This window comes from Xanthobacter sp. (genome assembly GCF_041911315.1).
Taxonomy (GTDB): Bacteria; Pseudomonadota; Alphaproteobacteria; order Rhizobiales; family Xanthobacteraceae; genus Xanthobacter; species Xanthobacter aminoxidans.
The window spans coordinates 79,798-106,451 of sequence record NZ_JAYRPE010000067.1 but is presented as its reverse complement, the minus strand read 5'-3'; the positions used below and the strand labels follow the sequence as shown (position 1 = coordinate 106,451).

General features: G+C 68.6%; 23 protein-coding genes and 2 pseudogenes. 16 read left to right on the top strand and 9 right to left on the bottom strand.

Annotation, left to right across the window (positions count from 1 at the left end):
* The 7 genes and pseudogenes from ACE3QW_RS19780 to ACE3QW_RS19750 all read left to right on the top strand — a co-directional run.
* Positions 1 to 208 (top strand): annotated as a pseudogene (locus ACE3QW_RS19780) (ABC transporter permease); the annotation flags it as partial.
* Positions 209 to 304: 96 nt separating this feature from the next.
* Positions 305 to 1,108: an ABC transporter ATP-binding protein gene (locus ACE3QW_RS19775; protein WP_374253459.1), complete on the top strand. Its 804-nt coding sequence runs from the start codon at positions 305 to 307 to the stop codon at positions 1,106 to 1,108.
* A 30-nt stretch (positions 1,109 to 1,138) separates the two neighbouring features.
* Complete coding sequence (locus ACE3QW_RS19770) at positions 1,139 to 3,385, top strand: ATP-binding cassette domain-containing protein (protein ID WP_374253458.1); 2,247 nt, start codon at positions 1,139 to 1,141, stop codon at positions 3,383 to 3,385.
* Positions 3,386 to 3,396: 11 nt separating this feature from the next.
* Complete coding sequence (locus ACE3QW_RS19765) at positions 3,397 to 4,287, top strand: branched-chain amino acid ABC transporter permease (protein ID WP_374253456.1); 891 nt, start codon at positions 3,397 to 3,399, stop codon at positions 4,285 to 4,287.
* Between the two features lie 3 nt (positions 4,288 to 4,290).
* Positions 4,291 to 5,355: a branched-chain amino acid ABC transporter permease gene (locus tag ACE3QW_RS19760; RefSeq protein ID WP_374253454.1), complete on the top strand. Its 1,065-nt coding sequence runs from the start codon at positions 4,291 to 4,293 to the stop codon at positions 5,353 to 5,355.
* 60 nt (positions 5,356 to 5,415) lie between these two features.
* Positions 5,416 to 6,414, top strand: coding sequence for a TRAP transporter substrate-binding protein (locus tag ACE3QW_RS19755; RefSeq protein ID WP_374253452.1), 999 nt, complete (start codon positions 5,416 to 5,418; stop codon positions 6,412 to 6,414).
* Between the two features lie 11 nt (positions 6,415 to 6,425).
* Positions 6,426 to 7,199: an enoyl-CoA hydratase gene (locus ACE3QW_RS19750; protein WP_374253470.1), complete on the top strand. Its 774-nt coding sequence runs from the start codon at positions 6,426 to 6,428 to the stop codon at positions 7,197 to 7,199.
* A gap of 133 nt (positions 7,200 to 7,332) precedes the next feature.
* On the opposite strand, the gene tcuB is transcribed toward ACE3QW_RS19750, so the two are convergent.
* Positions 7,333 to 8,451, bottom strand: coding sequence for a tricarballylate utilization 4Fe-4S protein TcuB (gene tcuB / locus ACE3QW_RS19745; protein ID WP_374253450.1), 1,119 nt, complete (start codon positions 8,449 to 8,451; stop codon positions 7,333 to 7,335).
* Between the two features lie 107 nt (positions 8,452 to 8,558).
* Between tcuB and ACE3QW_RS19740 the strand changes: the two genes are divergently transcribed.
* Positions 8,559 to 9,218, top strand: coding sequence for a GntR family transcriptional regulator (locus ACE3QW_RS19740; RefSeq protein WP_374253448.1), 660 nt, complete (start codon positions 8,559 to 8,561; stop codon positions 9,216 to 9,218).
* Between the two features lie 10 nt (positions 9,219 to 9,228).
* Here ACE3QW_RS19740 and tcuA read toward each other — a convergent pair whose 3' ends face one another.
* Complete coding sequence (tcuA, locus tag ACE3QW_RS19735; protein ID WP_051679093.1) at positions 9,229 to 10,671, bottom strand: FAD-dependent tricarballylate dehydrogenase TcuA; 1,443 nt, start codon at positions 10,669 to 10,671, stop codon at positions 9,229 to 9,231.
* 202 nt (positions 10,672 to 10,873) lie between these two features.
* Here tcuA and ACE3QW_RS19730 point away from each other — a divergent pair, with 202 nt between their 5' ends.
* Entirely contained in the window at positions 10,874 to 11,851 is a 978-nt protein-coding gene (locus tag ACE3QW_RS19730) for a tripartite tricarboxylate transporter substrate binding protein (protein ID WP_374253446.1), read from the top strand.
* A 68-nt stretch (positions 11,852 to 11,919) separates the two neighbouring features.
* On the opposite strand, the gene ACE3QW_RS19725 is transcribed toward ACE3QW_RS19730, so the two are convergent.
* The 6 genes from ACE3QW_RS19725 to ACE3QW_RS19700 all read right to left on the bottom strand — a co-directional run bounded on the left by ACE3QW_RS19725 (position 11,920) and on the right by ACE3QW_RS19700 (position 17,735).
* A complete protein-coding gene (locus tag ACE3QW_RS19725) occupies positions 11,920 to 12,678 on the bottom strand; it encodes an IclR family transcriptional regulator (protein WP_374253445.1) in 759 nt (252 codons plus the stop codon).
* A gap of 135 nt (positions 12,679 to 12,813) precedes the next feature.
* The gene (locus ACE3QW_RS19720) at positions 12,814 to 13,695 is read right to left on the bottom strand and encodes an NAD(P)-dependent oxidoreductase (protein ID WP_374253443.1); all 882 of its coding nucleotides are present in this window, start codon (positions 13,693 to 13,695) and stop codon (positions 12,814 to 12,816) included.
* Positions 13,692 to 15,164, bottom strand: coding sequence for an aldehyde dehydrogenase (locus tag ACE3QW_RS19715; protein ID WP_374253441.1), 1,473 nt, complete (start codon positions 15,162 to 15,164; stop codon positions 13,692 to 13,694). Before ACE3QW_RS19715 ends, ACE3QW_RS19720 begins: the two co-directional genes overlap by 4 nt.
* A gap of 53 nt (positions 15,165 to 15,217) precedes the next feature.
* Positions 15,218 to 16,432: an ABC transporter substrate-binding protein gene (locus tag ACE3QW_RS19710; protein ID WP_029557547.1), complete on the bottom strand. Its 1,215-nt coding sequence runs from the start codon at positions 16,430 to 16,432 to the stop codon at positions 15,218 to 15,220.
* A 32-nt stretch (positions 16,433 to 16,464) separates the two neighbouring features.
* Positions 16,465 to 17,349, bottom strand: coding sequence for an alpha/beta fold hydrolase (locus tag ACE3QW_RS19705; protein ID WP_374253439.1), 885 nt, complete (start codon positions 17,347 to 17,349; stop codon positions 16,465 to 16,467).
* The gene (locus ACE3QW_RS19700) at positions 17,346 to 17,735 is read right to left on the bottom strand and encodes a hypothetical protein (RefSeq protein WP_156026347.1); all 390 of its coding nucleotides are present in this window, start codon (positions 17,733 to 17,735) and stop codon (positions 17,346 to 17,348) included. Before ACE3QW_RS19700 ends, ACE3QW_RS19705 begins: the two co-directional genes overlap by 4 nt.
* Positions 17,736 to 17,857: 122 nt before the next feature.
* On the opposite strand from ACE3QW_RS19700, the gene ACE3QW_RS19695 reads away from it, so the two are divergent.
* A complete protein-coding gene (locus ACE3QW_RS19695; RefSeq protein WP_374253438.1) occupies positions 17,858 to 18,649 on the top strand; it encodes an N-acyl homoserine lactonase family protein in 792 nt (263 codons plus the stop codon).
* 88 nt (positions 18,650 to 18,737) lie between these two features.
* Here ACE3QW_RS19695 and ACE3QW_RS19690 read toward each other — a convergent pair whose 3' ends face one another.
* Complete coding sequence (locus tag ACE3QW_RS19690; protein WP_374253436.1) at positions 18,738 to 19,625, bottom strand: LysR substrate-binding domain-containing protein; 888 nt, start codon at positions 19,623 to 19,625, stop codon at positions 18,738 to 18,740.
* 156 nt (positions 19,626 to 19,781) lie between these two features.
* On the opposite strand from ACE3QW_RS19690, the gene ACE3QW_RS19685 reads away from it, so the two are divergent.
* From ACE3QW_RS19685 to ACE3QW_RS19660, 6 genes and pseudogenes are all read left to right on the top strand, one after another.
* Entirely contained in the window at positions 19,782 to 20,531 is a 750-nt protein-coding gene (locus ACE3QW_RS19685; RefSeq protein ID WP_029557552.1) for an SDR family NAD(P)-dependent oxidoreductase, read from the top strand.
* 192 nt (positions 20,532 to 20,723) lie between these two features.
* Positions 20,724 to 21,563 carry a transketolase gene (locus ACE3QW_RS19680; protein WP_024280060.1) on the top strand — a complete coding sequence of 280 codons (840 nt, stop codon included), beginning with the start codon at positions 20,724 to 20,726 and terminating at the stop codon, positions 21,561 to 21,563.
* The gene (locus ACE3QW_RS19675) at positions 21,560 to 22,594 is read left to right on the top strand and encodes a transketolase family protein (RefSeq protein WP_374253433.1); all 1,035 of its coding nucleotides are present in this window, start codon (positions 21,560 to 21,562) and stop codon (positions 22,592 to 22,594) included. The genes ACE3QW_RS19680 and ACE3QW_RS19675 overlap by 4 nt, the downstream gene beginning before the upstream one ends.
* Positions 22,595 to 22,648: 54 nt before the next feature.
* Positions 22,649 to 23,542 (top strand): annotated as a pseudogene (locus ACE3QW_RS19670) (NAD(P)-dependent oxidoreductase); the annotation flags it as partial.
* A 56-nt stretch (positions 23,543 to 23,598) separates the two neighbouring features.
* Positions 23,599 to 24,624 (top strand): TRAP transporter substrate-binding protein, encoded by a 1,026-nt coding sequence (locus tag ACE3QW_RS19665; RefSeq protein ID WP_024280057.1) that lies wholly within the window; start codon positions 23,599 to 23,601, stop codon positions 24,622 to 24,624.
* Positions 24,625 to 24,650: 26 nt separating this feature from the next.
* Positions 24,651 to 26,591, top strand: a complete 1,941-nt coding sequence (locus ACE3QW_RS19660) for a TRAP transporter large permease subunit (RefSeq protein ID WP_081837838.1) — start codon at positions 24,651 to 24,653, stop codon at positions 26,589 to 26,591.
* The last annotated feature ends 63 nt before the right edge of the window (positions 26,592 to 26,654 follow it).

Here is a 26,654-nt window from a genome sequence, read left to right as displayed (position 1 = left end):
GATGCCGGAGATCAAGGTCACCTGCGCCGACCACGAGGGCGACGGCGCCATCCGCTTCCAGCAATGGGACGGCGCCAAGTGGGTGATGATCTCCGACTGGATCAAGTCCGACCAGTCCATGGTCCGGCCGCTCATCGAGGCGTCCGCCGCCCAGTTCGCCAAGGAAAAGGGCATCACGCCCCGCGACTGCGCCGGCGAGACGAACTGACCTCGCAGGCCCCGTTCAGCCCTGATCCGTGACCTGCCGCGCGCCGGGCTGCCAAGCCCGCCCGGTGCCGGAGCCACCCCTTGGGAGAAGCACGCCATGAGCGCGCAAGGCCCCTTGCTGTCCGTCGCCGGCATCGAGGTGATGTATTCCCGTCTGGCCCTCGTGCTGCGCGGCCTCACGCTCAGCGTCCCGCGGGGCGGCATCGTCGCCCTGCTGGGCGCCAACGGGGCGGGCAAGACCACCACCATGAAGGCCATCGCCAACCTCCTGCGTTCCGAGCGCGGCGAGGTGACGAAAGGCGCCATCCACTATGACGGTGCGCGCATCGACGGGCTCGACCCGTCCGACCTCGCCCGCCGTGGCCTTTCCCTGGTGATGGAGGGCCGCCATGCCTTCTCCACCCTGTCGGTCGAGGACAATCTGAAGGTCGGCGCCTACTCCCGCAGCGACGGCGCGGTCGCCGAGAGTCTCGAACGCGTCTACGCCACCTTCCCCCGCCTGAAGGAGCGGCGGCATCAGCCGGCCGGCCTCCTCTCCGGCGGCGAGCAGCAGATGTGTGTCATCGGCCGCGCCCTCATGGCCCGGCCGCGCATGATCCTGCTCGACGAGCCCTCCATGGGCCTCGCGCCGCTGCTGGTGGAGGAGATCTTCTCCATCATGCAGCGGCTGAATGCCGAAGCCGGGGTGACCTTCCTCCTCGCCGAGCAGAACGCCGCCGTGGCGCTGCGCTACGCCACCTATGGCTATCTCGTGGAAGGCGGCCGGGTGGTGCGTGAGGGACCGGCGCGCGCGCTCGCCGCCGATCCCGAAATCCGCGCCTCCTATCTCGGGCTCGATGCCTCCGCCGAAGCGGATGGGGCGAGCCTTGCCGCCCGCCGTCGCCCGCGCTGGCTCTCCTGATCCTCCATGGACGAAGGGATTCCTCCTGCCATGAACCGCGCCTTCGACCATGCCTCCAGCGCCGCGGAACGGGCCGATCCTTGCGCTGCGGACACGCTGCCCAGCGCCCTGATCGCCGCCGCCCGGCGCCATGCCGCGCGCCCGGCCTTGCGCCACAAGGTCGGCGGCATCTGGCGTACCTGGACCTTCGCCGACTATCTCGCCCGAACCGCCGCCATCGCCCGCCTGCTGGATGGCGCCGGCCTCGCCGGCCAAGGCCTGCTGGTGATCGTGGGCGAGAACCGGCCGGAGCTTTATGCCGCCACTCTCGCCGCGCAGGGCCTCGGCGCCGCGGTGATGCCGGTGGGCCCGGACTTCCTACGCCGCTTCGGCGCGCCTGCGGCCGAGCCTGCCCTCGTCCTCTGCGAGAATGAGGAGGCCGCCCGCGCGTGGCGGGCCGCGAGCTGCTCGCCCGCCATCGTGCTGCGTCTCGACGAATGCGCGCCATCGCCGGAGGCCGCGCAGGACGAGGCCGTGGCCTGGTACGCCTGGCGGGCCGCCACGGTCGAAGGGAACCGAACCGCTCTCATTCTCCACACCGCCGGCTTGGACGGGCCGCCCCGCCCGCTGGCGCTCACCCACCGGCGCCTCCTCGACGCCGGCGCGGCGGCCATGTCCCGGCTGCTGCTGTCTCCCGCTGACCGGCTCATGGCGTTTCTGCCCGTCTCGGGTATTGCCGACGCCGCCGGCAGCCTGGTGCAGCCGCTGCTCTCGGGCTGCTCTGTCCATTGCGTGGAGGGGCCGGCGAGTTTCCCCAACGATCTGAGGGAGGTGGCGCCCACCGTGCTGGCCGCGCCGGCGCGCGTGTTCGAGCTTCTGGTGAGGGATGCCGGCGTTCGCCTGTCCGCAGGCGGGCCGCTGGTGCGCGCCCTCGCGCGGGCGAGTGAGAAGGGTCTGCCGGGCACCGGTCTCGCCTTCGGAGCGCCGTTGCGCAACACCCTCGGTGTCGGCGCCTGTCGTCTGGCGTTTGTCTCCTCCGGCATCCTGGACCCGACCACCGTCCGCCGCCTCGCGGCCTACGGTGTGCCGCTCGACGCGGACCTTGCCCTCGCCGACGACGGCAGCCCCCAGTCCCGCGCCGGTGCCCCGGCCGACGATGCCCATCTGCTGAGGTCCGTGGAAGCCGTGCTTCGGGGCGACGCCGTCATTGATCGCGCCCGCGTCACCCGCGTTCCCGGCGGCCTCAGCGCCCGGATCGCGCTCGCGCCGTCTGCTGCTGACGCGGAGGACACCGCCGCCGCCCGGGGCCACGCATCGGCCGCGGTGGAGCGGGTGAATGCACGGCTGGCTGCGGAATTCCCTGGAACGTCCCTTGCCATCCGCGCCTTTGAACTGGCCGCCGATGGCTTCGGTCCGCAGGAGCTGACGCTGGAAGGCGAGGTGCGCGACGCCCCGTTCGCGCCAGTTGGACGCGAGACGCAGGCAAGGCCGAGTGAGCGCGAAGCCCGCTCGCGCGGACCCGTGCTCATGCAGGTCAGCGGCGTCGCCGTCGCCTTCGGCGGGGTGAAGGCGCTCACCGACATGTCCCTCGCCATCCATGAAGGAGAAATCCTCTCCATCATCGGGCCGAACGGGGCGGGGAAGACCTCGCTGCTGAACGTCATCAACGGCGTCTACCACCCGCGCTCGGGAACCATCACCTTCGCCGGCAAGGAACGCGCCCGCATGCGCCCGGCCTTTGCCGCACGCTCGGGCATCGGCCGCACCTTCCAGCACGTTTCCCTGTTCAAGGGCATGAACGTGATCGACAACGTTCTGGTAGGCCGCGCTGCGCGCTTCGAGGGCTCGCTGCTCGGCAAGGTTCTGCGCCTGCCCTCCACGTCGGCGGAAGAGCGGCGCGAGCGGGAGGCGGCGGAGCGCATCCTCGCCTTCCTGGAGCTGGAGCACCTGCGCAAGGCGCCGGTGGCCAGCCTGCCCTACGGTATCCAGAAGCGGGTGGAACTGGCCCGCGCGCTCGCCACCGAGCCGAGGCTCCTGCTGCTCGACGAGCCCATGGCGGGCATGACCCACGAGGAGAAGCGCGACATGTGCGGCTTCATCCGCCGGGTCAACGAGAGCTTCGGCACCACCATCCTCATCATCGAGCACGACATCGGTGTGGTGATGGGCCTGTCCGACCGCGTCGCGGTCCTCAATTACGGCCGCAAGATCGCCGATGGCACGCCCGACGTGGTTCGTGCCGATCCCCAAGTCATCGCCGCCTATCTCGGCTCCGCCGCCCTCGGCGAAGCCGCGTGAGGGAGAACATCATGGGCGACTTTTCCTTCTTTCTCGAAGTGGTGGTGGGCGGCCTCCTGTCCGGCGTGATGTACACGCTGGTCGCCTTGGGCTTCGTGCTCATCTTCAAGGCCTCGGGCGTGTTCAACTTCGCCCAGGGCGCCATGGTGCTGTTCGCCGCGCTCACCTTCGTCGGCTTCCTGGAGTTCGGCCTGCCCATGTGGGTCGCCTTCCTCCTCGCGCTCGCCGCCATGCTGGCGCTGGCGGTAGCCATCGAGCGCACGGTACTGCGTCCCCTTGTCGGGCAGGACCACATGATCCTGTTCATGGCCACCATCGGCCTCTCCATCTTCCTGGAGGGCTTCGCCCAGCTCATCTGGGGCACCAAGGTGCGCGGGCTCGACCTCGGCATCTCCGACGAGCCCATCGAGATCGGCGGCATCCTCATCTCGCAGTTCGACCTCTCCGCGGCGCTCATGGCCGCGGTGCTGGTGGCGGTGCTGTCCGCCTTCTTTTCCTACACCAAGGTCGGGCGCGCGCTGCGGGCGGTGGCCGACGACACCCAGGCGGCACAGGTGGCGGGCGTGCCGCTCGGCTTCATCTGGGCCGTGGTGTGGGGCGCCGCTGGCTTCATCGCGCTCGTCGCGGGCCTCGTCTGGGGCGCGCGGCTCGGCGTGCAGTTCGCGCTGACGCTGGTGGCGCTCAAGGCGCTGCCGGTGATGATCCTCGGCGGCTTCAACTCCATCGCCGGCGCCATCGTGGCGGGGCTCGTCATCGGGGTCAGCGAGAAGCTCGCCGAGATCTATCTCGGGCCCTTCGTCGGTGGCGGCATCGAGAACTGGTTTCCGTACGCACTCGCCATCGCCGTCCTGCTCATCCGCCCCGCCGGCCTGTTCGGCGCGGCGCGCATTGCGAGGGTCTGACACATGTTCCACCGTGACGCCGGCGCGCTGAAGACCTCCTACAGCGAGGAGCAGGCCATCTTCCCCGTGGCCCTCGACCGCTGGTCTGTGGTGTCCCTGGTGGCCGCGGGGGCGCTCGTGGTGCCGTTCGTGGCCGGGCCGTACTGGCTCGGCTCCATCCTTCTGCCCTGTCTCATCCTGTCGCTCGCGGCGATCGGGCTCAACATCCTCACCGGCTATGCGGGCCAGCTCTCGCTGGGCTCCGGCGCCTTCATGGCGGTCGGGGGCTATGCGGCGGTGAACCTCGTCATCCGCCTGCCGTGGCTGCCGTTCCCGGTTTCCTTCGTGCTGGCGGGGATGGTGGCGGGCGCCGTGGGGCTCGCCTTCGGCCTGTTGAGCCTGCGCATCCGCGGCTTCTACGTGGCGGTAGCGACGCTCGCCGCCCAGTTCTTCATCGAATGGATCTGCACCCACATTCCGTGGCTGGTGCTGAACACCCCCTCCGGCGTCGTCTCCACCCCGACGCTCTTTTTATTCGGCTTCGGCTTCTCGTCGGTGCCGTCCCGCTACCTCGTCGCCTTCGTGACGGTCGTCGCCCTTGCCGTCGTGGCGAAGAACTTCATCCGCTCCTCCGCCGGCCGCGCCCTGATGGCGGTGCGGGACCACGAGACGGCCGCGGAACTGACGGGGGTCGACACCACCCGCGCCAAGCTCACCGCGTTCGCGGTCTCCGGCTTCTATTGCGGGGTGGCCGGCGCGCTGTGGGCGTTCCTCTATCTCGGCAACGTGGAGATCGAGGCCTTCTCGCTGCATCGCTCGTTCCAGATCCTGTTCATGGTCATCATCGGCGGCCTCGGCTCCATCCTCGGCTCCTTCCTGGGCGCGGCCTTCATCGTGCTCTTGCCCGTGGCCATCGCCAACGCCGCGACGGTGTTCGGCGAGGCCCTGAAGCCGGATGTTCTGGCCAATCTGGAGCTGATGATCTTCGGGGCGCTCATCGTCGCCTTCCTCATCATTGAGCCGAACGGCCTCGCCCGCCTCGCCGTCAAGGCGAAGGACCGCCTGCGCCGCTGGCCGCTGCCTTACTGAAATCCGACCCGCGGATGAACGACGCGCACCAACGCGCGCAAAGACCGGAGGAACACACCCATGACCACGACTGTCGGCCGCCTTGTCGGGGCGGCGATGATGACGCTCGCGCCCCTCGTTGCGCTTCCCGCCGTCGCCACGGCGGAGGAGCTGAGGCTCGTCTTCGACATCCCGACCAATCATCCGCGCGTGCCCTACTTCACGGCCATGGCGGAGGATGTGGCCCGGACGAGTTCGGGCCGGCTGACGATCGCCGCCAATCCGGGCGGCACCATCTATCCGGGGTTCGCCTCCATCGAGGCATTGAAGGCCGGAAAGGCGGAACTCACCTTCGTCAATGCGGCCAATCTGGAGCGCCTCGATCCGCGCTTCGGCTTCGTCAACCTGCCCTTCGCGCTCGACGACACCGCCATGACCCAGCCGGCGGCGCGCCGCGGGGTGGTGGACCTCCTCGACACCCTCGCGCAGAAGCAGGACCTGTGGGTGATCGGTCTGATGCGGGGCGCGGACCAGCTCTTCGTCTTCCGCGACAAGCGCGTCGCGACCCCGGCGGACCTCAAGGGACTGAAGATCCGCGTGGCCGGGGCCGGCACCTACGAGGACATCATGCGCCGCCTCTCGGCGGACCCGGTGGTGCTGCCCATCCCCGAGATGAAGCCCGCATTCGAGCGCGGCGCCCTCGACGGGGTCTTCACCTCGCCCGGCGCCTGGACCTCGCAGCTCGGCATGGCCGCCCCCAAGGCCACCCACGCGCCGGGGCTGATGATGATCACCTACGTGCTGGTGGCGCGGAAGGACGCGATCGATCGCCTCTCCACCGCCGATCGCGACGTGCTGCTCGCGGCGGCCCGCGCCAACATCACCGAAGGCTGGGCGCGCATGGAGGCGGACGACGCGGCGATCCTCAAGGACATGGCCGCCAAAGGCGCCGCCATCGTCACCGTGACCGATCTCAAGCCCTGGCGGGAGGCCGTCGCGCCCGTGGCCGCCAGCTTCTCCGAGCGGTTCCCCGACACCTGGCGGGACTTCCGCGCGCAGATCGGGGCGGACCGCAAGTGATGGGCAAACCGATGGCATACGACTTCATTCAGACCCGCGTCGCCGGCCGGGTGGGCTGGATCACGCTGGATCGGCCGGACGCGCTCAATGCCCTGAACGCGGCGATGGTGGGCGAGATTGTGCGCGCCCTCGCCGGGTTCGGCGCCGATCCCGGCATCGGCTGCGTGGTTCTCACCGGCTCGGACCGCGCCTTCGCCGCCGGAGCGGATATCAAGGAGGCGGCGGGGCGCAGCTATCCCGAGACCTTCCTTGAGGACTTCCTCGCCTCCTGGGATGCGATCGCGCACCTGCGCAAGCCTCTGGTCGCCGCTGTGGCCGGCTATGCCCTCGGCGGGGGCTGCGAGATCATGATGATGTGCGACATCGTCATCGCGGCCGAAACGGCGCGGTTCGCCTTGCCGGAGGTGAAGATCGGCGTGATGCCCGGTGCCGGCGGCACCCAGCGCCTCGCGCGCGCCATCGGCAAGGCAAAGACCATGGATCTGTGTCTCACCGGCCGGATGATGGACGCCGCGGAGGCGGAGCGCCTGGGCCTTGTTTCACGCATCGTCCCGGCATCGGCGCTGCTCGCCGAAGCCCAGGCCGTGGCGGAGGGGATCGCCACCAAATCCCGCATTAGCACGATGGCGATCAAGGAGGCCGTCAACCGTGCCTTCGAGACCTCGCTGTCCGAGGGGCTCCTGTTCGAGCGCCGGACCTTCCACGCCCTCTTCGCCACCCAGGATCAGAAGGAGGGCATGGCCGCATTCGTGGAGAAGCGCCCGCCGCAGTTTCGCGATGGATAGTGGGCGCGTGCGACTTCATCGAGGTTGCCCCGATCGGCGATGAGGTGGCGCCAAGGTCTGCCATCGCAACGCCGATCGCATGCTTCGCATCCAGTGGGCGGGGGAGGGCGTGCGCCCCCGCCGCCGAGCCGCTTCACTCCCCAGTGGCGTGGGCTTCCTGCTGCCGCTCCTTCGCGTAGCGCACCAGCGCGGCGAAGCGGTAGAGGCCGTGGACGAACTTGCCGTAGGGCATGGTCAGGAAGAAGCCGAACACGAAGCCGAGGTGAATGGCCAGCATGGTTCCCATGGCCGGCGTCGCACGCACCACAAGAAGCGCAAGGCCGGTGAGCGCGGTGCCGAAGAGCATGGCGAGGAAGGCCGCGTCCATGCCCCGGCGCGTGTCGTCCATCATTATGGGATCGCGCGCCTTCTTGGCCATGAACAGGCCGGCCGGTCCGATCACGAGGCCGATGCCGCCGAGGGTGCCGAGCACCACCGGCAGATCCCACCACGGGTAGGGCGACATGCGGCCGAGCAGGTAGTGATAGAGCGTCGCCACCGAGGTCGCGGCGAAGCACAAAGCGAAGCCGTAGAAGGTGAAATGGTGAAACAGCCTGCGGTTGTCGGTGGGCTTCTCGTCCGCATTCATGCAGCCGACGCCGCCGCCATCGAGATAGCGCAGCTGGCCCGCGTCCTTCATGGCCTGCCAGAGGGACGGCGCATCGGGCGGCAGGGGCTTGCCGTTCTCCATGTCCCGCCAGAAGGCGCGCAGCCCCATGAACAGGGCCAGAAGGGCATAGATGAACACGCCGCCGAACAGCGCCACCATGGCATTGTGCGGCATGAGGCGGAAGAAGGCGCCCGGCCCCGCATGGGCGCCGAACATCACGGCTGGATCATTGAAGGCCATGAAGCCGCCGAGGAAGGCGGCCACCGATGCCGCCGTGATGAGGGCGATGACGAGTCCGTTGCGCCGGAACAGGCCGGCCAGCGGGCGCGGCCAGGCATAATGGGCGTAGGAATCGTTGCGCACTTCGGCGAGCGTGCGCGGCACGTTCACATTGAACTCGTGCGGCGGCGAGAACTGGCAGTCGAAATAGCACGCGCCGCAGGAGTGGCAGAGGTTGGACAGGTAGTTGAGATCCCCGGTCGAAAACGCGCGACGCATCTCCATGGCCGGAAACACGGCGCACAGGCCCTCGCAATAGCGGCACGAATTGCAGACCGTCATGAGCCGGGCCGCTTCTTCCAGCGGCGAGCTGTGCGCGTTCATCTGGAATTCTTCCTTGTTGTGTGAGTTGTCTTGCATACAGCTGCGCACAGCCGTACTCCCTTGAGGGACCAGCGCGCGGAGCGCGCCGGAAAGCGGGGAGGAGCGCAATGGCGGACGCGACGGCTGGAGGAGACGATGGCCTCTCCCGCGCACAGCGCGTCTACGAGCGCCTGAAGGAGGATATCCGGGCCGGTGCCCTCAGGCGCGGCGAGCGCGTGCGCGAGGAGCAGGTGGCGCGGGCGCTGGGCGTCAGCCGCACGCCGGTGCGCGAGGCGCTGGCGCGGCTCACCGCGCGCGGGCTGATCGAGGCGACGCCGGCCGGGCTCGTGGTGGCCACCATCTCCCGTCCCCAGACGCTCGAACTCTACGCCATGCGCGAGGTGCTGGAGGGCTCGGCCGCCCGCTTCGCCGCCCAGCATGCCGCACCGAGCGAAATCGCCATGCTCGATCGCCTCTCGTCCGCCTTCGAGACGGCGTTCGGTGATGCGGGCCGGCTGGCGGAGCTGAACCGCCGCTTCCATTCGGCCATCGTGGACGCCGCCCACAACCGCTACCTCGTGCGGATGCTGGATGAGCTGAGCGATGCCCTGGCCCTGCTGCCGGGCACCACCTTCCAGCTGGCCGAGCGCGGGCCGCTGGCGGTGAGCGAACATGCCGCCATCGTCGCCGCCATCGCCGCCCGAGATCCGGACGCGGCCGAGCGTGCGGCGCGGCTGCACATCCAGCGCGCGCAGGAGGCGCGGCTGTCGCTGTTGCAGCTCGACTGAAGCGGTCTGGCTAGTTGCGCACACTGCGGGCCGCTCCGGTGCCGGCGCAGCGGCCGAACACGCTGCCGATTGTCATGCCGATGCCGGCCGCATAGCCGCGGCCGAGCACGTTGCCGGCCATGATCTCGCCCGCGGCGAACATGTTGGCCGCCGCTGAGCCGTCCGCCATCTGCATCCGCGCCTCGCGGTCCACGCGCACGCCGAGATAGGTGAAGGTGATGCCGGGGCGCACCGGATAGGCATAGAACGGCGCGGTATCGATCGGCCGCGCCCAGTGGGTCTTGGGCGGGGTAAGGCCTTCCGTGCGGCAGTCGTCCAGCACGGTGTGGTCGAAGCTGCCGCCGGGCACGATGGACGCATTGAAGTTCGCGACGGTGGCGGCGAAGGCCTGCGGATCGAGCCCGAGCTTGCCCGCCAGTTCCTCCGGCGTGGCCGCGCTGATGGGCGGGTAGAGCGAGGGCATGAAGGAGGTGAGCGACTTGGCGTCGAACACGATGTAGGCGATCTGGTCCGGCTGCTGGGCGACGAGCCGGCCCCAGATAGCGTAGCGCTTGGGCCAGAAGTCCTCGCCCTCGTCGTAGAAGCGTTCGGCCTTGTTGTTCATCACGATGCCGAACACCACGCAGTCGAGCCGGGTGATGATGCCGCCGTCGAACTTGGGGGCGCGCGCATCGATGGCCACCGCGTGGCACTGGGTGGGATCGCCCACCGGCTTCACGCCCTTGTCCAGCAGCATCCGCAGCATGGTGCCGCGGTTGTAGGGCGTGCCGCGGATGAGGAAGTTCTCCGCCGGCGGCCCCCAATATTCCTTCAGCCAGTCGATGTTGGCCTCGAACCCGCCGGCGGCCGCCACCAGAGCCCCCGCGCGCACCATGTGGCGCTGCCCGCCATGCTTCACCTGGGCGCCGAGGAAGAAGCCGTCGGCGATGTCGAGGTCCACCACCTCGGCGTCGTACAGCACCTCCACCCCCAGCCGCTCGGCGGTCTGGTAGAGGGCGTTCAGCATGGAGCGGCCACCGCCGAGGAAGAAGGAATTGGTGCGCCCGAGGCTCAGCGTGCCGCCGAGCGAGGGCTGGAACCGCACGCCCTGCTCGGTGATCCAGCCCAGCATGTCCTTGGACTGGGCGATCATGAAGCGGGCCAGTTCCTCGTCCGTATGGCCCTGGGTGACGCGCTTCAGGTCGTCCCAGAACTCATCCTCGGTGTAGGGGCCGGTCAGGGTGTCGGTGGCGGTGTCGTGGGCGCAGCGCATGTTGCGGGTGTGGCGCGTGTTGCCGCCGCGATAGAAGCGCGGGGCCATCTCCAGCACCAGAACCGACGCGCCGTCCCGCCGCGCGGCGATGGCGGCGCAGAGGGCCGCGTTGCCCCCGCCCACCACCAGCACATCCCAGCGCCGGCCCAGCACGGCGGAGGCTTCAGCTGCCGTCTGCGCCTCGGCTCCCTCTCGCGTCATCCGCTCCTCCACCCGTCTCGCCATACGACCGCTCATGGCTGCATTCTATTGTATACAGTCGTGCGCAGATTTCTGCGCGCGTTTCCCGTCCACGTCAAGCGACCCCTTGACGTACCGGCCCGAATTCGCGACGGTTATAAAAAAGAATAACTATTCTGTCTAACAGAACAAAAAGGCCGCACAGAGCGGCTCAGGAGGAAACATGTCGTTCCGAAGCATGATGGCTGCCGTCGCCGGCTGCCTCGCGAGTTGCATCGCCCTCGCCGGCCCCGCATCGGCGGAGACCTACCCGACACGGCCGGTGACGATGATCGTGCCCTATGCCGCCGGCGGCGCCACTGACGTCGTGGCCCGTGCCGTGGCCGAAAAGCTCACCGGGGCGTGGGGCCAGGCGGTCGTGGTGGACAATCGCGCGGGTGCCGGCACCACCATCGCCGCCCGGACCGTGGCGCAGGCGCCGGGGGACGGCTACCTGCTGTACATGACGACCTCCGCCCACACGATTTCGGGGCACCTCTATCCCGGCCTGACCTTCGACGCGCTGAAGGACTTCGCGCCCATCACCCTCATCACCAAGGTGCCGCTGGTTCTGGTGGTGAGCCCGCAGGTGCCGGCTTCCAACATGGCCGAGTTCCTCGCCTGGCTGGCCAAGGAGGGGGACAAGGTGAACTACGCCTCCCCGGGCATCGGCACCGCGCAGCATCTCTCCGGCGAGCTGTTCAAGGTCGCGACCAAGAGCGGCATCACCCACGTGCCCTACAAGGGCGATGCGCCGGCCCTCACCGATCTCATGGGCGGGCAGGTGCAGATGATGCTCGCCACCGCCACTGCCGTCATTCCGCTCATCGAGAGCGGCAAGGTGAAGGCGATCGCCGTCGCCCACAACCGTCGCCTCGGCGCGCTGCCGCAGGTGCCGACCTTCGCCGAGGCCGGCGTGAAGGACTTCGAGGCCGCCACCTGGTTCGGCTTGCTGGCGCCGGCGAAGATCAAGCCGGAGCTGGTGGAGAAGATCTACGCCGACGTGTCGAAGATCGTCGCGGAGCCGGACATGCGCCGCCGCATCGAGCAGCTCGGCGGCGACGTGGTCAACAGCACGCCGGCCGAATTCGCGACCTTCATGAAGGAGGAGAGCGGCAAGTGGGCCGCCGCGGTGAAGGCCTCCGGCGCTTCGCTCAAGTAGGGCTCCCTGTCCCGGTTCGCGTTCGGCGCGGGCCGGGATGCGGGTGTCGGGCGCGGTGTCGCCGTCCCTCAGGCGGCGCCGCGCTCGACCTTTCCGGTGGGACGCTGGAAATGGGGCCAGGTGCCACCGAGCGTGCGCGTCAGCCGCTCCGCCTGCGGCAGAAGCTCGGCGCGCATGATGGCGACCTGCTCCGGCGAAAAGCGCTCGCGTGGGCCTGACAAGGAGAGCGTGCCGAACAGCCCCGCGGGGCCGAATACGGGCGCGGCAACCGCCGCGCAGGCGGGATCGCGTTCGCCCAGGGACACCGCCAATCCTTCGGTGCGGATCGCGTCGTAGCGCGGCCCCGGTTCACCGTCGAAGGCCAGCAGGACATGCCCGCCGGCGCCGACCCGTATGGGATAGACATCGCCCGCCGCCACCCTGTCGAGGGTCGCATGGCGCGAATCCACCCGGAACAGGCACAGGCGGTGGTCGGCATCCTGCCGGACATGGAAGGACGAGCTTTCGGTCCCGCGCTCCACCAGATCCTGCAGAACCGGCATCACATGGCCGCGCAGCCCGTTGCGCCGCTCATAGGCGATGCCGAGGCGGAAGGCGGCCGGCCCGAGGTCATACCCGCCATCGCGCAGGCGCGTGACGTAGCCGTTGCCTTCCAGCGAGGCCATGAGGCGGAGGATGGTGCTTTTGTAGAACCCCGTCAGGCGGGAGAGATCCGCCAGGCTGACGGGACCGTTCGCGCGCTCCAGCGCGCCGACGATAGTAAGCGCCCGCTCCACGGCGGCGACGCCGCCGCCGTCAGGCGCACTGAGGGTCTTGGACTCGGACACACGCATCTCCAGTACGCCCGCCGACCTGAGCCGAACGGGCGATGGATGATCGCAGAAGCGGCCGGCAATTGGAACGCTTCCTGCGGTGCGAGGCTGCCCGCAGGGAGCGGTCTGGTCTCGGCCCCGGCTCGGGCCTCAGTTCGATTTGGCGACGATGCGGCTGACCACTGGCCAGTAGAGATCGCCGAATCCTTCGGCCTGCGTCTTCTCCAGCAGCTGGTCGGCGAGTTCCGCGCCTTGCAGCCGCAGCCCCACGGACTGGGCGAGGGACAGTGCGTAGCCGATGTCCTTGCGGGCATAGGTGGTGGAGAAGGCGCGCTCCGGGAAGGTCTCCGCCACCACCGCCTTCATGCCGTGGTTGCGCAGGGCGAAGCTGTCGGCCGATCCCTTCATCAGGGTCTCGAACAGCAGCTTGCCGTCGACCCCGGCGCGCGTGGCCGTGGCCATCGCCTCGCTCAGCGCCACCACCGTCTCCACCAGCACCATGTTGTTGAGGATCTTGACGATCTGCCCCGCCCCGATCGGCCCGCAATGGGTGATGTCGCTGGCGAAGGTGGCGAGCAGCGGGCGGACGACGTCGAACGTCGGCTGGTCCGCGCCCACCATGATGGAGAGCGTGCCTTCCTCGGCCGCCTGACGGGTGCGCGCGATGGGCGCATCCGCATATTGCGCGCCGGCCGCGACGAACTTCGCCGCGATGTCCCGCGTCAGCTCCACCGGCGAGGTGCCGAGGTCTACGATCACCTGCCCCGGACGGGCATGGGCGAGAAGGCCGTCCGCGCCGAGTGTCACGGCCTCCACATGGGCGCCGCTCGGGAGGGCCATGAAGATCACGTCGCACGCCTCGGACAGCGCGGAGAGGCTGGCCGCGCGGGTCACCCCGAAAGCGGCGAGCCGCTCCAGCGGCGCGTCGGCCCGGTCGAAGCCGATGACCGGCCTCCCGCTCTTCTGTGCGAGGTTGCGGCACATGGGCTCGCCCATGACGCCGAGCCCGATGAAACCGACGCTGCCGCTCATTGTCCCATGCCTTCCTCGGGCACCAGCTTGCCCATGTCCCAATAGATGCCCTTCGCCTGCTGGTAGAGGCGGACGCCCGAGATGCCCTTCTCGCGGCCGATGCCGCTTTCCTTGAAGCCGCCGAACGGCGTCGCCACGGAGAGCTGCTTGTAGGTGTTGATCCAGACGGTGCCGGCCTCGATGGCCCGCGCGATGCGCCATGCGCGGCGGTAGTCGGCCGTCCAGATGCCGCAGGCGAGGCCGTAGACGCTGTCGTTTGCCTGGGCGACGAGGTCCGCCTCGTCGGAGAAGGGCAGGATCACCAGCACGGGGCCGAAGATCTCTTCCTGTGCCACCCGCGCCGCATTGGTCAGCCCGCCGATGAGGGTGGGCAGATAGAAGGCGCCGTTGGCGAGCGCAGCCGGTTCGGGCCGGCGGCCGCCGGCGATGATGTCGCCGCCCTCCTTGCGGGCGATGTCCACCATGCTTTCCACCCGGTCGCGGTGGGGGAAGGAGGCGAGGGGCCCCATCTTCGAGGCCGGCTCTGTCGGCATTCCCACCGCCAGCGCCTCGGTCTTCGCCTTCAGGCGATCGACGAAGGCGTTGTAGACGGACTTCTGCACGAACAGGCGCGAGCCGGCGACGCAGGACTGGCCGGAGCCTTCGAAGATGCCGCCCATGACGCCGGCCACCGCCGCGTCGAGATCGGCGTCCTCGAACACGATGTTCGGCGACTTGCCGCCGAGTTCCAGCGCGGCGGGAATGAGCCGGTCGGCGCAGATGCGGCCGATGGCGCGCCCGGTGCCGGTGCCGCCGGTGAACGAGACCATGCGCACGCCCGGATGCTGCACCAGCGCGACGCCGGTATCGCCGCCGAGGCCGGTCACCACATTGAGGATGCCGGGGGGCAGGCCCGCTTCCGCGGCGATGCGGGCGACGAGAATGGCGGCCGTGGGCGTCACCTCGGATGGCTTCACGATGATGGCGTTGCCGGCGGCGAGCGCCGGGGCCACCTTCTGGGCCTCCATGGTGAGCGGCGAATTCCAGGGGGTGATGGCGGCGATGACGCCCATGGGCTCGTAGACCGTCATGGACAGGTAGTCGCCGCGCGCCGGCGTCACCTCGGAGCCGAGCGTCTCGCAGACCGCCGCGAAGTAGCGGAAGGTGGCGATGGCGCTCGCCACCTGGGTGCGGCACTCGGCGATGACCTTGCCGTTCTCGCGCATCTGGATGGCGGCAAGCTCATCGGCGTTGGCGGCCATGCCATCGGCGATGCGGGCGATGATGCGGGCGCGTTCGTGGGGCCGCATGTTGCGCCACGCGGCGGACCGCACGGCCTGCTGCGCCGAGGCGACGGCGGCGTCCACATCGGCGGCGGAGGCGGCGGAGAGTTCGTAGTTCACCTCGCCGGTCGCCGGGTTGCGGGAGACGAAGGTGGGGCCGGTGCCCGTGACGGGCTTTCCGGAGACGAAGAAAGGCAATGGGCTCATGAGATCCTCGCAGGGGAGCCGGCCCGCGTCGTGCGCGGGCGCGGCAAGGCGGATCAGCGCTTGACGAGCGGGCACTCGCTCTCGCTCAGGGGGCGGAAGGATTCGGAGCCGGGGAAGCGCTCGACCGTCTTGTAATAGTCGAACTCGTACTTCGACTCCGCCGGCGTCTTCACCTGCATCAGGTACATGTCGTGCAGCACGCGGCCATCGGCACGGATCACGACATCCTTGTTGTACATGTCGTTCACCTTCATCTCGTGCATCTTGGCCGCGACCTTCTCGCCGTCCTTGGTGCCGAGCGCCTTCACCGCCGCCAGATAGTGCTTCACGCCGCTATAGACGCCGGCATGGATCATGGAGGGGACACGCCCGCCCATCTGGGCCTGGAAGCGCTTGGTCCAGGCGCGGGTCTCGTCGGTGAGGTCCCAGTAGAAGGAGGTGGTCACCTTCAGGCCCTGCGCGGCCTTCACGCCCAGCGCCTTCACGTCGGTGATGAAGACGAGGAGGCCGGCGAGCTGCTGCCCGCCCTCGACGATGCCGAATTCGCCCGCCTGCTTGATGGCGGTCTGCACGTCGCGGCCCGAGGTGGCGAGGCCCACCACGTTCGCCTTCGAGGCCTGCGCCTGAAGGAGGAAGGAGGAGAAGTCGTTGGTGCCGAGCGGATGCGCCGCCTGGCCGACCACCTTGCCCCCCGCCGCCTCGATGAACTTGGTGGCGTCGCGCTGGAGCGCGTGGCCGAAGGCGTAGTCCGCCGTGATGAAATACCAGCTTTTGCCGCCGGCCTTGGTGATGGCCTGGCTGGTGATCTTGGCCAGCGCATAGGTGTCGTAGGTGAAGTGGAAGGAGTAGGGCGAGCAGGCCTTGCCCGTGAAGTCCGACGAGGCCGGGCCGTTCACGATGAAGATCTTCTTGCGCTCCTTGGCCGCCTCCAGGATCGCGAAGCCGGCCGAGGAGGCCGCGCCGTCCGCGATCAGATCCACGCCCTGGGTATCGAACCACTTGCGGGCGGTGGCTGAGGCGATGTCCGCCTTGTTCTGGTGGTCGGCATCGATGATCTCGATGCGCTGGCCGATCACTTCGTTGGCGAAGTCTTCCGCCGCCAGCTTGGCGGCGATAACAGAACCGCGCCCGCCGTTGTCGGCGAACACGCCGGACTGGTCGTTCAGGATGCCGATGCGGATCACGTCATCGGCGGCCCGTACCGCGACGGGGGCGGTGGCGAGGGCCATGCCAAGGGCGGCCGCGGCGAGCCTCTTCGTTGTCTTCATTCTGGGTTTCCTCCTCGGTTTTCTTTCTTGGGTTATGGTTGGCTGGCGCGCCGCCGGACGTCGTCCAGCACGGGCGCGATGTAGCGGCGGAACTGCTCGGGGTTCTCGCTCATGGGGAAGTGGCCGAGACGCTCCATCACCGTCACCTGCGCCCCGGAGATGGAGCGGGCGGTGCGGAGCGTGTCGTCGGGCGAGCAGGAATAGTCGTATTCGCCCGTGAGCAGGTAGAGCGGGCAGACCTTGGTGTCGATGGCGGCGGTGCGACCGCGCAGGTCGCCATCGACGCGGTAGAAATACAGGTCGCCCTTGAACACGCCCGGCCCGCTCTGCTTGTAGTGCCACAGCGTTTCCATGCGCCGCGCAGGGGGGAGGTCGGGCGACATCAGGCCGGAGACCAGCGCCGCGCAGGCTTCGCCGCCGTGGACATCGGGCCGGTTGAGCCATTCCGTGTCGTACCAGGGCTGCTGGAAATCCGCCGCCTCGAGGCCGATCAGCGCGGAAAACTCCGCGGCGTGATCAATGGCGAGGTTGAGCACGATGCGCCCGCCGATGGAGCAACCCATCACCACCGGCCGGGCCAGACCCAGCGCGCCGCAGAAGGCGCGGATGGTGGCGGTGTAGGCCGCCGTGGTGAGGCGATATTCGGTGCCGTCCCAGTCCTCGGGCGGATTGGACTTGCCGTGGTACGGCAGATCGAAGGCGATGACGCGGAAGTGCTGCGTGATCTCGGGATCGGTCAGAAGGTGGCGCCACTGGCGTCCGTCCGAGCCTGCGGTGTGCAGGCAGACGAGCGGGATGCCGCTGCCGGCTTCTTCGAAATAGACGCGATGCGGCCGGCCTTCGATGGGGAAGGTCACATAGCGGCCGATCATCGGCTCGATTTGGGGCTCGATGCGCGCGGGAACGGTCGTGCTCATGCCCGCACCTCCCGCGGCAGCGCCAGAAGGTCCTTGAAATACTGAAGGTTGGCGATGAAGGGGTGGAGGTCGCCCTCCAGCGTCGCCGCTCCCCGCTTGGTGAGGGCCAGAAGGTCGTGCCAGCCCGCCTTCGGCATGGGCTGCCAGAACTCCATCCACGCCTCGGGGCGCGCGCGATAGGCGAAACGCCAGTTCGCCATCACCTTCGGCGCCTCGTCCATGCGGACGATGCGTCCCTGCTCGATCCGGACTCGAAAGGGCCGGCTGGGGATGCCCACGAGCCAGTCAACCGAGAGGAAGCGGCCGCGCTCCTGAAGGGCCGGCGCGCGTTCGAGCAGGTCGGGCAGGCGGAGGAGCCGCGCCACCACGTCGTCTTCTGAGTCCACCGGCTTCCTCCCGACTATCGTTCTTCTAGACAGAACATCTGTTCTTTTTTCGAAGTCGAATATACAGAGGGGTAGACCGCTGGCAAGTGGCTTGAACGAGAGCGGGTCACAGGGAGGTAACGATGGAGTGGGAGGTCTACGCCCTGCGCTACGGCGACCAGCAGCGCACGCGCGGCATGAACTTCATCGGCGCGGGAGACCCGCATGACACGCCGATGCCGCTCGACTTCTACGTCTGGCTTCTGCGCAGCGGCAGCCGCCTGATCGCCGTGGACACCGGCTTTGCGAAGGTCGGCACACCGGCGCGGGGGCGGCGCATCCTGCGCGATGTCGCGACGGCCTATGCCGATCTCGGCTGCGATCCGGCGGACGTCGGGGACGTCATCATCACCCACCTCCACTACGACCACGCCGGCAACCTCGATCTCTTCCCGAACGCCACCTTCCACCTGCAGGAACGGGAGATGGGCTTCGCCACGGGGCGGCATATGTGCGTGGCCTGCATGCGCCACGCCTTCGATGTGGAGGACGTGGTGAAGATGGTGCGCGCCCTCTATGCGGGCCGGGTGCGCTTCCACGCCGGCGACGGGGAGGTGGCGCCCGGCGTCAGTGTCCACCATGTGGGCGGCCACACGGACGGATTGCAGATGGTGCGTGTGGAGACCGCGCGCGGCCCCCTCGTCCTCGCCAGCGATGCCAGCCACTTCTACGCCAACATGCAGGAAGGCCTGCCCTTCCCGATCGTCTTCAACCTCGGCGACATGGCCGCCGGTTGGGGGGGCGCGCGCGTGCTGGCAGAGGGCCGGGAGGAGATGATCGTGCCCGGCCACGATCCACGGGTCCGCGTGCTCTATCCGGCAGTGGAAGGCAGCGCGGGAGAAACCCTCGCGCTGCATCTCCCGAGGATTGCCTGAGGTCGGACAGCTCGTATCTGTATTGCGAAACGATGTTCGGGCGATGTCCGGACATCGCGCGACGCCACGGTTGCCGTCGCCTGCGCTCTCAGATGCGGGGCGTGGGCAAATCGAGTTCCTGCGTGATCCAGCTGGCGAACATGCGCACCGCCCGGCGTGCTTTCGCGGCGCGGGGGAAGACCAGATAGTGTCCGACATAAGTGACGTCGTTCGCCTTGCCGGCGAGCGGCGCCACCAATTGCCCCCGCGCGATCTCGCGCTCGGCAAGGCGGGTGGATTCCAGCGCGATCCCGAGCCCGTCCACCGCCGCCGCGATGGCCATGAAGGAGCGGTCGAAGCGCGAGCCGCGCGGGCCGGGCGGGGCCACGCCGTTGGATTCGAACCAGTGGTTCCAGCGCACGCGCTTGTTGTCGCTCTCGATGAGGTCGTGTTCGAGCAGGTCCAGCGGTCCTGAAATGCGGGCGGCCATTTCCGGCGCGCACAGGGGCGTCACCGTCTCCTCGCCGAGGGGCACGACGATCAGCCCTTCCTGCCGCGGCGGGCCATAGCAGATGTCGGCGTCGAACTCGTCATGCTCGAAGCGCGGGTAGTCCACGCCGGCCGCGAGCCGCACCTCCAGCCCCGGCTGCTTGGCCAGCAGCGTGCGCAACCGGGGGAGCAGCCATTGCGCCGCCAGTGACGGCGCGCAATGCAGGCGCAGCAGGTTCACCGAGCGGGCGCCGACCATCTCGATGCCCTGCCGCATCTCGTCGAATCCCGCCGCCACATGGCGCATCAGCGCCTCGCCGGCGGGATTGAGCCGCACCGCCCGGCCTTCCCGCTCGAACAGGGCGGCGCCCATCAGGTCCTCCAGCTTGCGCACGGCGTGGCTGATGGCGCTGGGCGAAATGCCCAGCTCCTCCCCGGCGACGCGGAACGAGCCGCGGCGCGCGGCCGACTCGAAAGCCTGCAAGGCGGACAGGGGAAGGCGCTTCATGATGAGCCCTCATGACAGCGGCCGCCACGGCAGTCCGGACGGCCCACGGCTTTAGATGAACATGGTTCATCCATTCGCGCAATTTTTGCGTTTTTCAGCCGGGGAAAGAGGAGCCAGTATCATTCATACAAAAAGAGGCCCCTCGTGGAGGAAACCATGTTGCTTCAGAACAAGACCGCCGCCATTTCCGGCGCCGCCAGCGCCCGCGGCATTGGTCTTGCCACGGCGAAGCTGTTCGCCGCCCATGGCGCGCGCATCGCCATTCTCGACATCGACGAGGCCGCCGCCAAGGCCGCCGCCGCCGAGCTCGGCCCCCAGCATATCGGCGTCGGCTGCGACGTCGCCAACAAGGCCTCGTGCCAGGCGGCCGCCGATGCGGTGATCGCGGCGTTCGGCCATGTGGACATCCTCGTCAACAATGCCGGCGTGACCCAGCCGGTGAAGACCCTCGACATCGACGAGGCGAGCTGGGATCGCATCCAGGACATCAACTGCAAGGGCGTCCTGTTCCTCAGCCAGGTGTTCATCCCCCACATGCGTGAGCGCAAGTCCGGCTCCATCGCCTGCATGTCGTCGGTGTCCGCGCAGCGCGGCGGCGGCATCTTCGGTGGCCCGCACTATTCGTCCGCGAAGGCGGGCGTGCTCGGCCTCGCCAAGGCGATGGCCCGCGAGTTCGGCGTGGACGGCATCCGCGTGAACTGCGTCACCCCCGGCCTGATCCAGACCGACATCACGGGCGGCAAGCTGACCGACGAGATGCGCAAGGACATCCTGAAGGGCATTCCGCTCAACCGCCTCGGCGATGCGAGCGACGTGGCCGGCATCTATCTCTTCCTCGCCAGCGACCTGTCCGCCTACGTCACCGGCGCGGTGATCGACGTCAACGGCGGCATGCTGATCCACTAAGGCATTCCCGGCGAACTCCGGTCCGCCGGAAATACCCTAGGCATTTGGCGCTACGCCTTTTCTTCACGCGAACCGGAATCCGCTTCGCTTGAAAATGCTCCAATCCCGGTCCGCCACAGCGCGTTGGGGACGGCTGGTCGCAGGGCGATCGGGGCCGTCCCGGCGCGGGCGCTCCTCTACAGGAACAGGGACATGACCATTTCACCTTCAAACGTCTCGCTGGAGCGGCGCGCCTGGAACATCCGGCGTCATGCCATCCGCATGGGCGAGGTGCAGGGGCAGGGCTATATCGCCCAGGCCCTCGACATCGCCGATGTGCTGGCCACCGCCTATTTCCACGCCATGCGCTACGAGCCCCAGAACCCCGAATGGGAGGGGCGCGACCGCTTCCTGCTCTCCAACGGCCATTATGCGATCGCGCTCTATGCGGCGCTGATCGAGGCCGGCATCGTCCCCGAGGACGAGCTGGAGACCTACGGCTTCGACGACAGCCGCCTGCCCATGTCGGGCATGGCCGCCTACACCCCCGGCATGGAAATGTCCGGCGGCTCGCTCGGCCTGGGCCTGTCCATCGCGGTGGGCAAGTGCCTCGGCCTCAAGCGCAAGGGTTCGGACAGCCGGGTCTACACCCTGTTCTCCGACGGCGAGCTGGACGAGGGCTCGGTGTGGGAGGCCATCATGTCGGCCGCGCACTACAAGCTCGACAACCTCATCGCCATCGTCGACGTGAACAACCAGCAGGCGGACGGCCCCTCCACCTCCATGCTCGGCTTCGAGCCGCTGCCGGAGAAGCTCGCGGCGTTCAACTGGTTCGTGCAGCGGGTGGACGGCAACGACCTCGACGCCGTGCGCGCCGCCTTCGATGCCGCCAAGACCGCCAATGGCGGCCGGCCCAGCATGATCATCGCCGACACGCTCATGGGCAAGGGCATCCCCTTCCTCGAGGCGCGCGACAAGAACCATTTCATCCGTGTGGATGCCCATGAGTGGCAGCTGGCCCTGGCCGCCCTCGACGAGAGGAAGCCCGCATGAAACCCGCTTCGGCTCACCCCGCTCCCGCCGCCAAGACGGACGCGCCTGCCAAGCCGCGCCTGACCACCTCCGCCATGATCGCGTCCATCGCGGGCGAAGGGCAGCGCACCAAGCCGGCCCCCTTCGGCCACGCGCTGGTGACGGCCGCACAGAACGATCCCTCCATCGTCGGCATGACGGCGGATCTCGGCAAGTATACGGACCTGCACATCTTCCAGCAGGCCTTCCCGGATCGCTACTACCAGATGGGAATGGCCGAGCAGCTCCTGTTCGGCGCGGCCTCCGGCCTTGCGGCGGAAGGCTTCACGCCCTTCGCCACCACCTATGCGGTGTTCGCTTCGCGCCGGGCCTATGACTTCATCCACCAGACGATCGCGGAAGAAGACCGCAACGTGAAGATCGTCTGCGCCCTGCCGGGCCTCACCTCCGGCTACGGCCCCTCGCATCAGGCGGCCGAGGATCTGGCGCTCATGCGCGCCATTCCGAACATGACCGTGATCGACCCGTGCGACGCGCACGAGATCGAGCAGGCGGTGCCGGCCATCGTCGCCCACAAGGGCCCGGTCTACATGCGCCTGCTGCGCGGCCAGGTGCCGCTCGTGCTCGACGAGTACGGCTACACCTTCGAGCTGGGCAAGGCGAAGATGCTGCGCGACGGCTACGAGGTGCTGTTCGTCTCGTCCGGCATCATGACCATGCGCGCGCTGGAAGCTGCCAAGGCGCTCGAGGCGGACCGCGTGGACGTGGGCGTGCTGCATGTGCCAACCATCAAGCCGCTCGACACCGCGACCATCCTGGAGGCCTGTGCCAAGCCCGGCCGCCTCGTGGTGGTGGTTGAGAACCACACCATCATCGGCGGCCTTGGCGAGGCGGTGGCGGGGCTTCTGATGCGCGCGGGTGTCCACCCCGCGTTCCGCATGATCGGTCTGCCCGACGAGTTTCTGGCGGCCGGCGCGCTGCCGACCCTGCACGATCGCTACGGCATCTCCACCGATGCGCTCTGCGCGCAGGTGAAGGGCTGGCTCAAGTAGTCGAAGGGTTCACGTCATCCATACGGCTCCAGCCCCCGGCAAGAGGGGCGGGCCGAGCGGGAGGAAAAGATGAAGAAGATCGGCTTTGTGGGGCTCGGCTCCATGGGCCTGCCGATGGCGGTCAACCTCGCCCGCGCTGGCTTCGCCGTGACGGGTTTCGACATCCGGCCCGAAGCCGGGGCGAAACTCGCCGCCGCCGGGGGCGCGGCCGCGGCCAGCCTCGCAGACGCCTTCGCCGGCCAGGATGCCGCGGTGCTGATGGTGGTGAATGCCACCCAGGCCGAGGACATCCTGTTCGGCGCGGGCGCATTGGCGCATCTGCCTGAAGGCGGCACGGTCATCCTGATGGCCACCTGTCCGCCGGCCGCCGTCGCGGCCCTTGCCAAGCGCGTGGAGGCGGAAGGCCGTCGCCTCGTCGACGCCCCGGTCTCTGGCGGTGTGGTCGGGGCCGAGGCGGGCAGCCTCACCATCATGGTGGCGGCACCCTCCGACCTGTTCACGCAGGTGAAGCCGGTGCTGGACGCCATGGGCTCCAAGGTCGTCCTGCTGGGCGACAAGGCCGGGCAGGGCGCCACCGCAAAGGCGGTGAACCAGCTCCTGTGCGGCGTGCATCTGGCGGTCGCCGGCGAGGCCCTGTCGCTGGCCGAGACGCTCGGCCTCGACATGAACGCCATGCTCGACATCGTCTCCGGCTCCGCCGCCTCCAGCTGGATGCTGCGGGACCGCGGCCCGCGCATGCTGGAGAGCGAACCGCGCGTGACCAGCGCGGTGGACATCTTCGTGAAGGATCTCGGCATCGTGCTGGAAGCCGGTGCCGGTGCGAAGACCGCGCTGCCGCTGGCCGCAACCGCCCACCAGATGTTCCTCGCCGTCTCCGGCCAGGGCAAGGGCACAAAGGACGACAGCAAGGTCATCGACGCCTACCGCGCCCTCCAGGGCCGGGCCTAGTCCCCTCTTTCCAAACGACCAAGCCGCCGAAAGCGGCACACTAGGGAGAAAACACCATGACACCGACCAAAACCGGCCTGACCCGCCGTCATGTGCTGGCCGCAGGCGCCGCGCTGCCGCTGTTCAGCATCCTCACCCGCCGGGGCGAGGCCGCCGAATTCACCTACAAGTACGCCACCGGCCAGGACCCCACCCACCCGGTGAACAAGCGCGCGCAGGAAGCCCTCGACCGCATCCGCGAGGCGACCTCCGGCCGCGTCGAGATCAAGCTGTTCCCGGCCAACCAGCTCGGCTCCGACACCGACCTTCTCGCCCAGGTGCGTTCGGGCGGCGTGGAGTTCTTCAACCTCTCCACCTCGATCCTCGCGACGCTGGTTCCCGTCTCCGGCATCGTCAACACCGGCTTCGCCTTCCCGGACTACGCGACCGTGTGGAAGGCGGTGGACGGCGATCTCGGCAAGTACATCCGGACGCAGATCGAGAAGACCGGCCTCGTCGCTCCCGCCAAGTTCTGGGACAACGGCTTCCGCCAGATCACCTCGTCCACCCGCGAGATCCGCACCCCGCAGGATCTGAACGGCTTCAAGATCCGCGTCCCGCCCGCGCCCATGCTGACCTCGGTGTTCAAGTCGCTGAACGCCGGTGCCACGCCCATCAACTTCAACGAGCTTTATTCCGCGCTCCAGACCAAGGTGGTCGAGGGCCAGGAGAACCCGCTCGCCATCATCGCTTCCACCCGTCTCTACGAGGTGCAGAAGTCCTGCTCCATGACCGGCCACGTGTGGGACGGCTACGTCATCCTCGGCAACCGCCGCGCCTGGGGCACGCTGCCTGAGGACGTCCGCGCCGTCGTCACCCGCGAACTGGACAAGTCCGCCGTGGACCAGCGCGCCGACATCGCCTCGCTCAACCAGAGCCTGCGCGCGGACCTCACCGCCAAGGGCATCACCTTCATCGACGTGGACCGCGAGCAGTTCCGCAAGGCGCTGGCCTCCACCCCCTTCTACGGCGAGTGGAAGGCCAAGTATGGCGATGAAGCGTGGGGCCTGCTCGAGGCCGCCGTCGGCAAGCTCGGGGGGTGAACATGTCCCAGCACGTATCCCACTCCATGCCGCCGCCGAAACACGCGCTGGGGGAAGCCCACGCTCTGGACGAGAGCCACGCGCTGCACGAAGCCTACGCCACAGAGGAAGCGCCGCCCCCGGCGCTTCCCACCGGCTGGCGCCGCGCCGTATTCGGTGTGGAAACCGCCATCTGCCGCGTGGTGGAATATCTCGCCGCTGCTCTCGTGCTGGCGGAGATCACCGTGCTCTTCGTGGGTGTGGTGAAGCGCTATGCGCTGCACAGCCCCATCGTGTGGTCGGACGAGCTTGCGTCCGTCCTCTTCATCTGGCTCGCCATGTTCGGCGCCGTGCTGGCGCTCCAGCGCGATAGCCACATGCGCATGACCGCGCTGGTGAGCATGGCCTCGCCGCGCGTGAGATCGGTGCTGGAGACGCTGGCCCTCGCCGCGCCCCTGGTGTTCCTCGTGGCGGTGCTGCATCCCGCCATCGAGTATGCCGAAGACGAGATGTTCGTCACGCTGCCGGCCCTCGACGTGCCCAACACGTGGAAGGCGGCCGCATTGCCCATCGGCATTGGCCTCATGGCGCTGGTGAGCTTCCTGAAAGTGCTGCGCGCGGCCAATCCAAAGCAGGTGGCCGTGGTGTGCGTCTGCCTCCTGCTGGCGGTGGGTCTCGGCCATGTGGCCTCGCCCTGGCTGAAGACGCTGGGCAACTACAACCTGCTGATCTTCCTCGTCGGCCTTGTGGCGGCGTCGGTGTTCGCCGGCGTGCCCATCGCCTTCTCGTTCGGCCTCGCGACGGTGGGCTACCTCACTTTCACGACCACGACGCCGCTCGCGGTGGTGGTGGGGCGCATGGACGAGGGCATGAGCCACCTCATCCTGCTGTCGGTGCCGCTGTTCGTGTTCCTCGGCCTGCTCATCGAGATGACCGGCATGGCGCGGGCGCTGGTGGGCTTCCTCGCCAGCCTCTTGGGGCATGTGCGCGGCGGCCTCTCCTACGTGCTGATCGGCGCCATGTATCTCGTCTCGGGCATTTCCGGCTCGAAGGCGGCGGACATGGCGGCGGTGACGCCGGTGCTGTTCCCGGAAATGGTGAAGCGCGGCGCCAAGAAGGGCGATCTCGTGGCCCTGCTCGCCGCCACCGGCGCGCAGACGGAGACGATCCCGCCGTCCCTCGTGCTGCTCACCATCGGCTCGGTCACGGGGGTGTCCATCGCGGCGCTGTTCACCGGCGGACTTCTGCCCGCTCTGGTGCTCGGCCTCGCGCTGTGCCTCCTGGTGCGCTACCGCTACCGCAACGACGACCTCTCCAACGTCAAGCGCGTCTCGGCCAAGGACATCCTGTGGTCCGCTGGCATCGCGCTGCCGGCCATCGCCCTGCCGTTCGTCATCCGCGGCGCGGTGATGGAGGGCATCGCCACGGCGACCGAGGTCTCCACCATCGGCATCATCTATTCCGTGGTGGTAGGCCTGCTCGTCTACCGGCAGTTCGAGTGGAGCCGGGTCATCCCGATGATGATCAGCACGGCCGCGCTCTCCGGCGCGATCCTGCTCATCATCGGCGCGGCGACGGGCATGGCCTGGGCGCTCACCCAGTCCGGCTTTTCGCAGGCCCTCGCCCATGTGATGTCCGGCCTGCCGGGCGGCGCGGCCACCTTCATGGTGGTCTCCATCCTCGCCTTCATCATCCTCGGCTCGGTGCTGGAGGGCATCCCGTCCATCGTGCTGTTCGGGCCGCTGCTGTTCCCGATCGCGCGGCAGATGGGCATCCACGAGGTGCACTATGCCATGGTGGTCATCCTCGCCATGGGCATCGGCCTCTTCGCGCCGCCCTTCGGCGTCGGCTACTACTGCGCGACCGCCATTGGCAACGTGAACCCGGACGAGGGCATGAAACCCATCGTCGGCTACATGCTGGTGCTGCTCATCGGACTGGCGGTGGTGGCTGCCGTGCCGTGGATCTCCATCGGCTTCCTGCCCTGAGTTTCTTGCCTTGAGTTTCCTGCCCTGAGGAGGGCGCCCGGCGCAGACCGGGCCCCGCCTCGG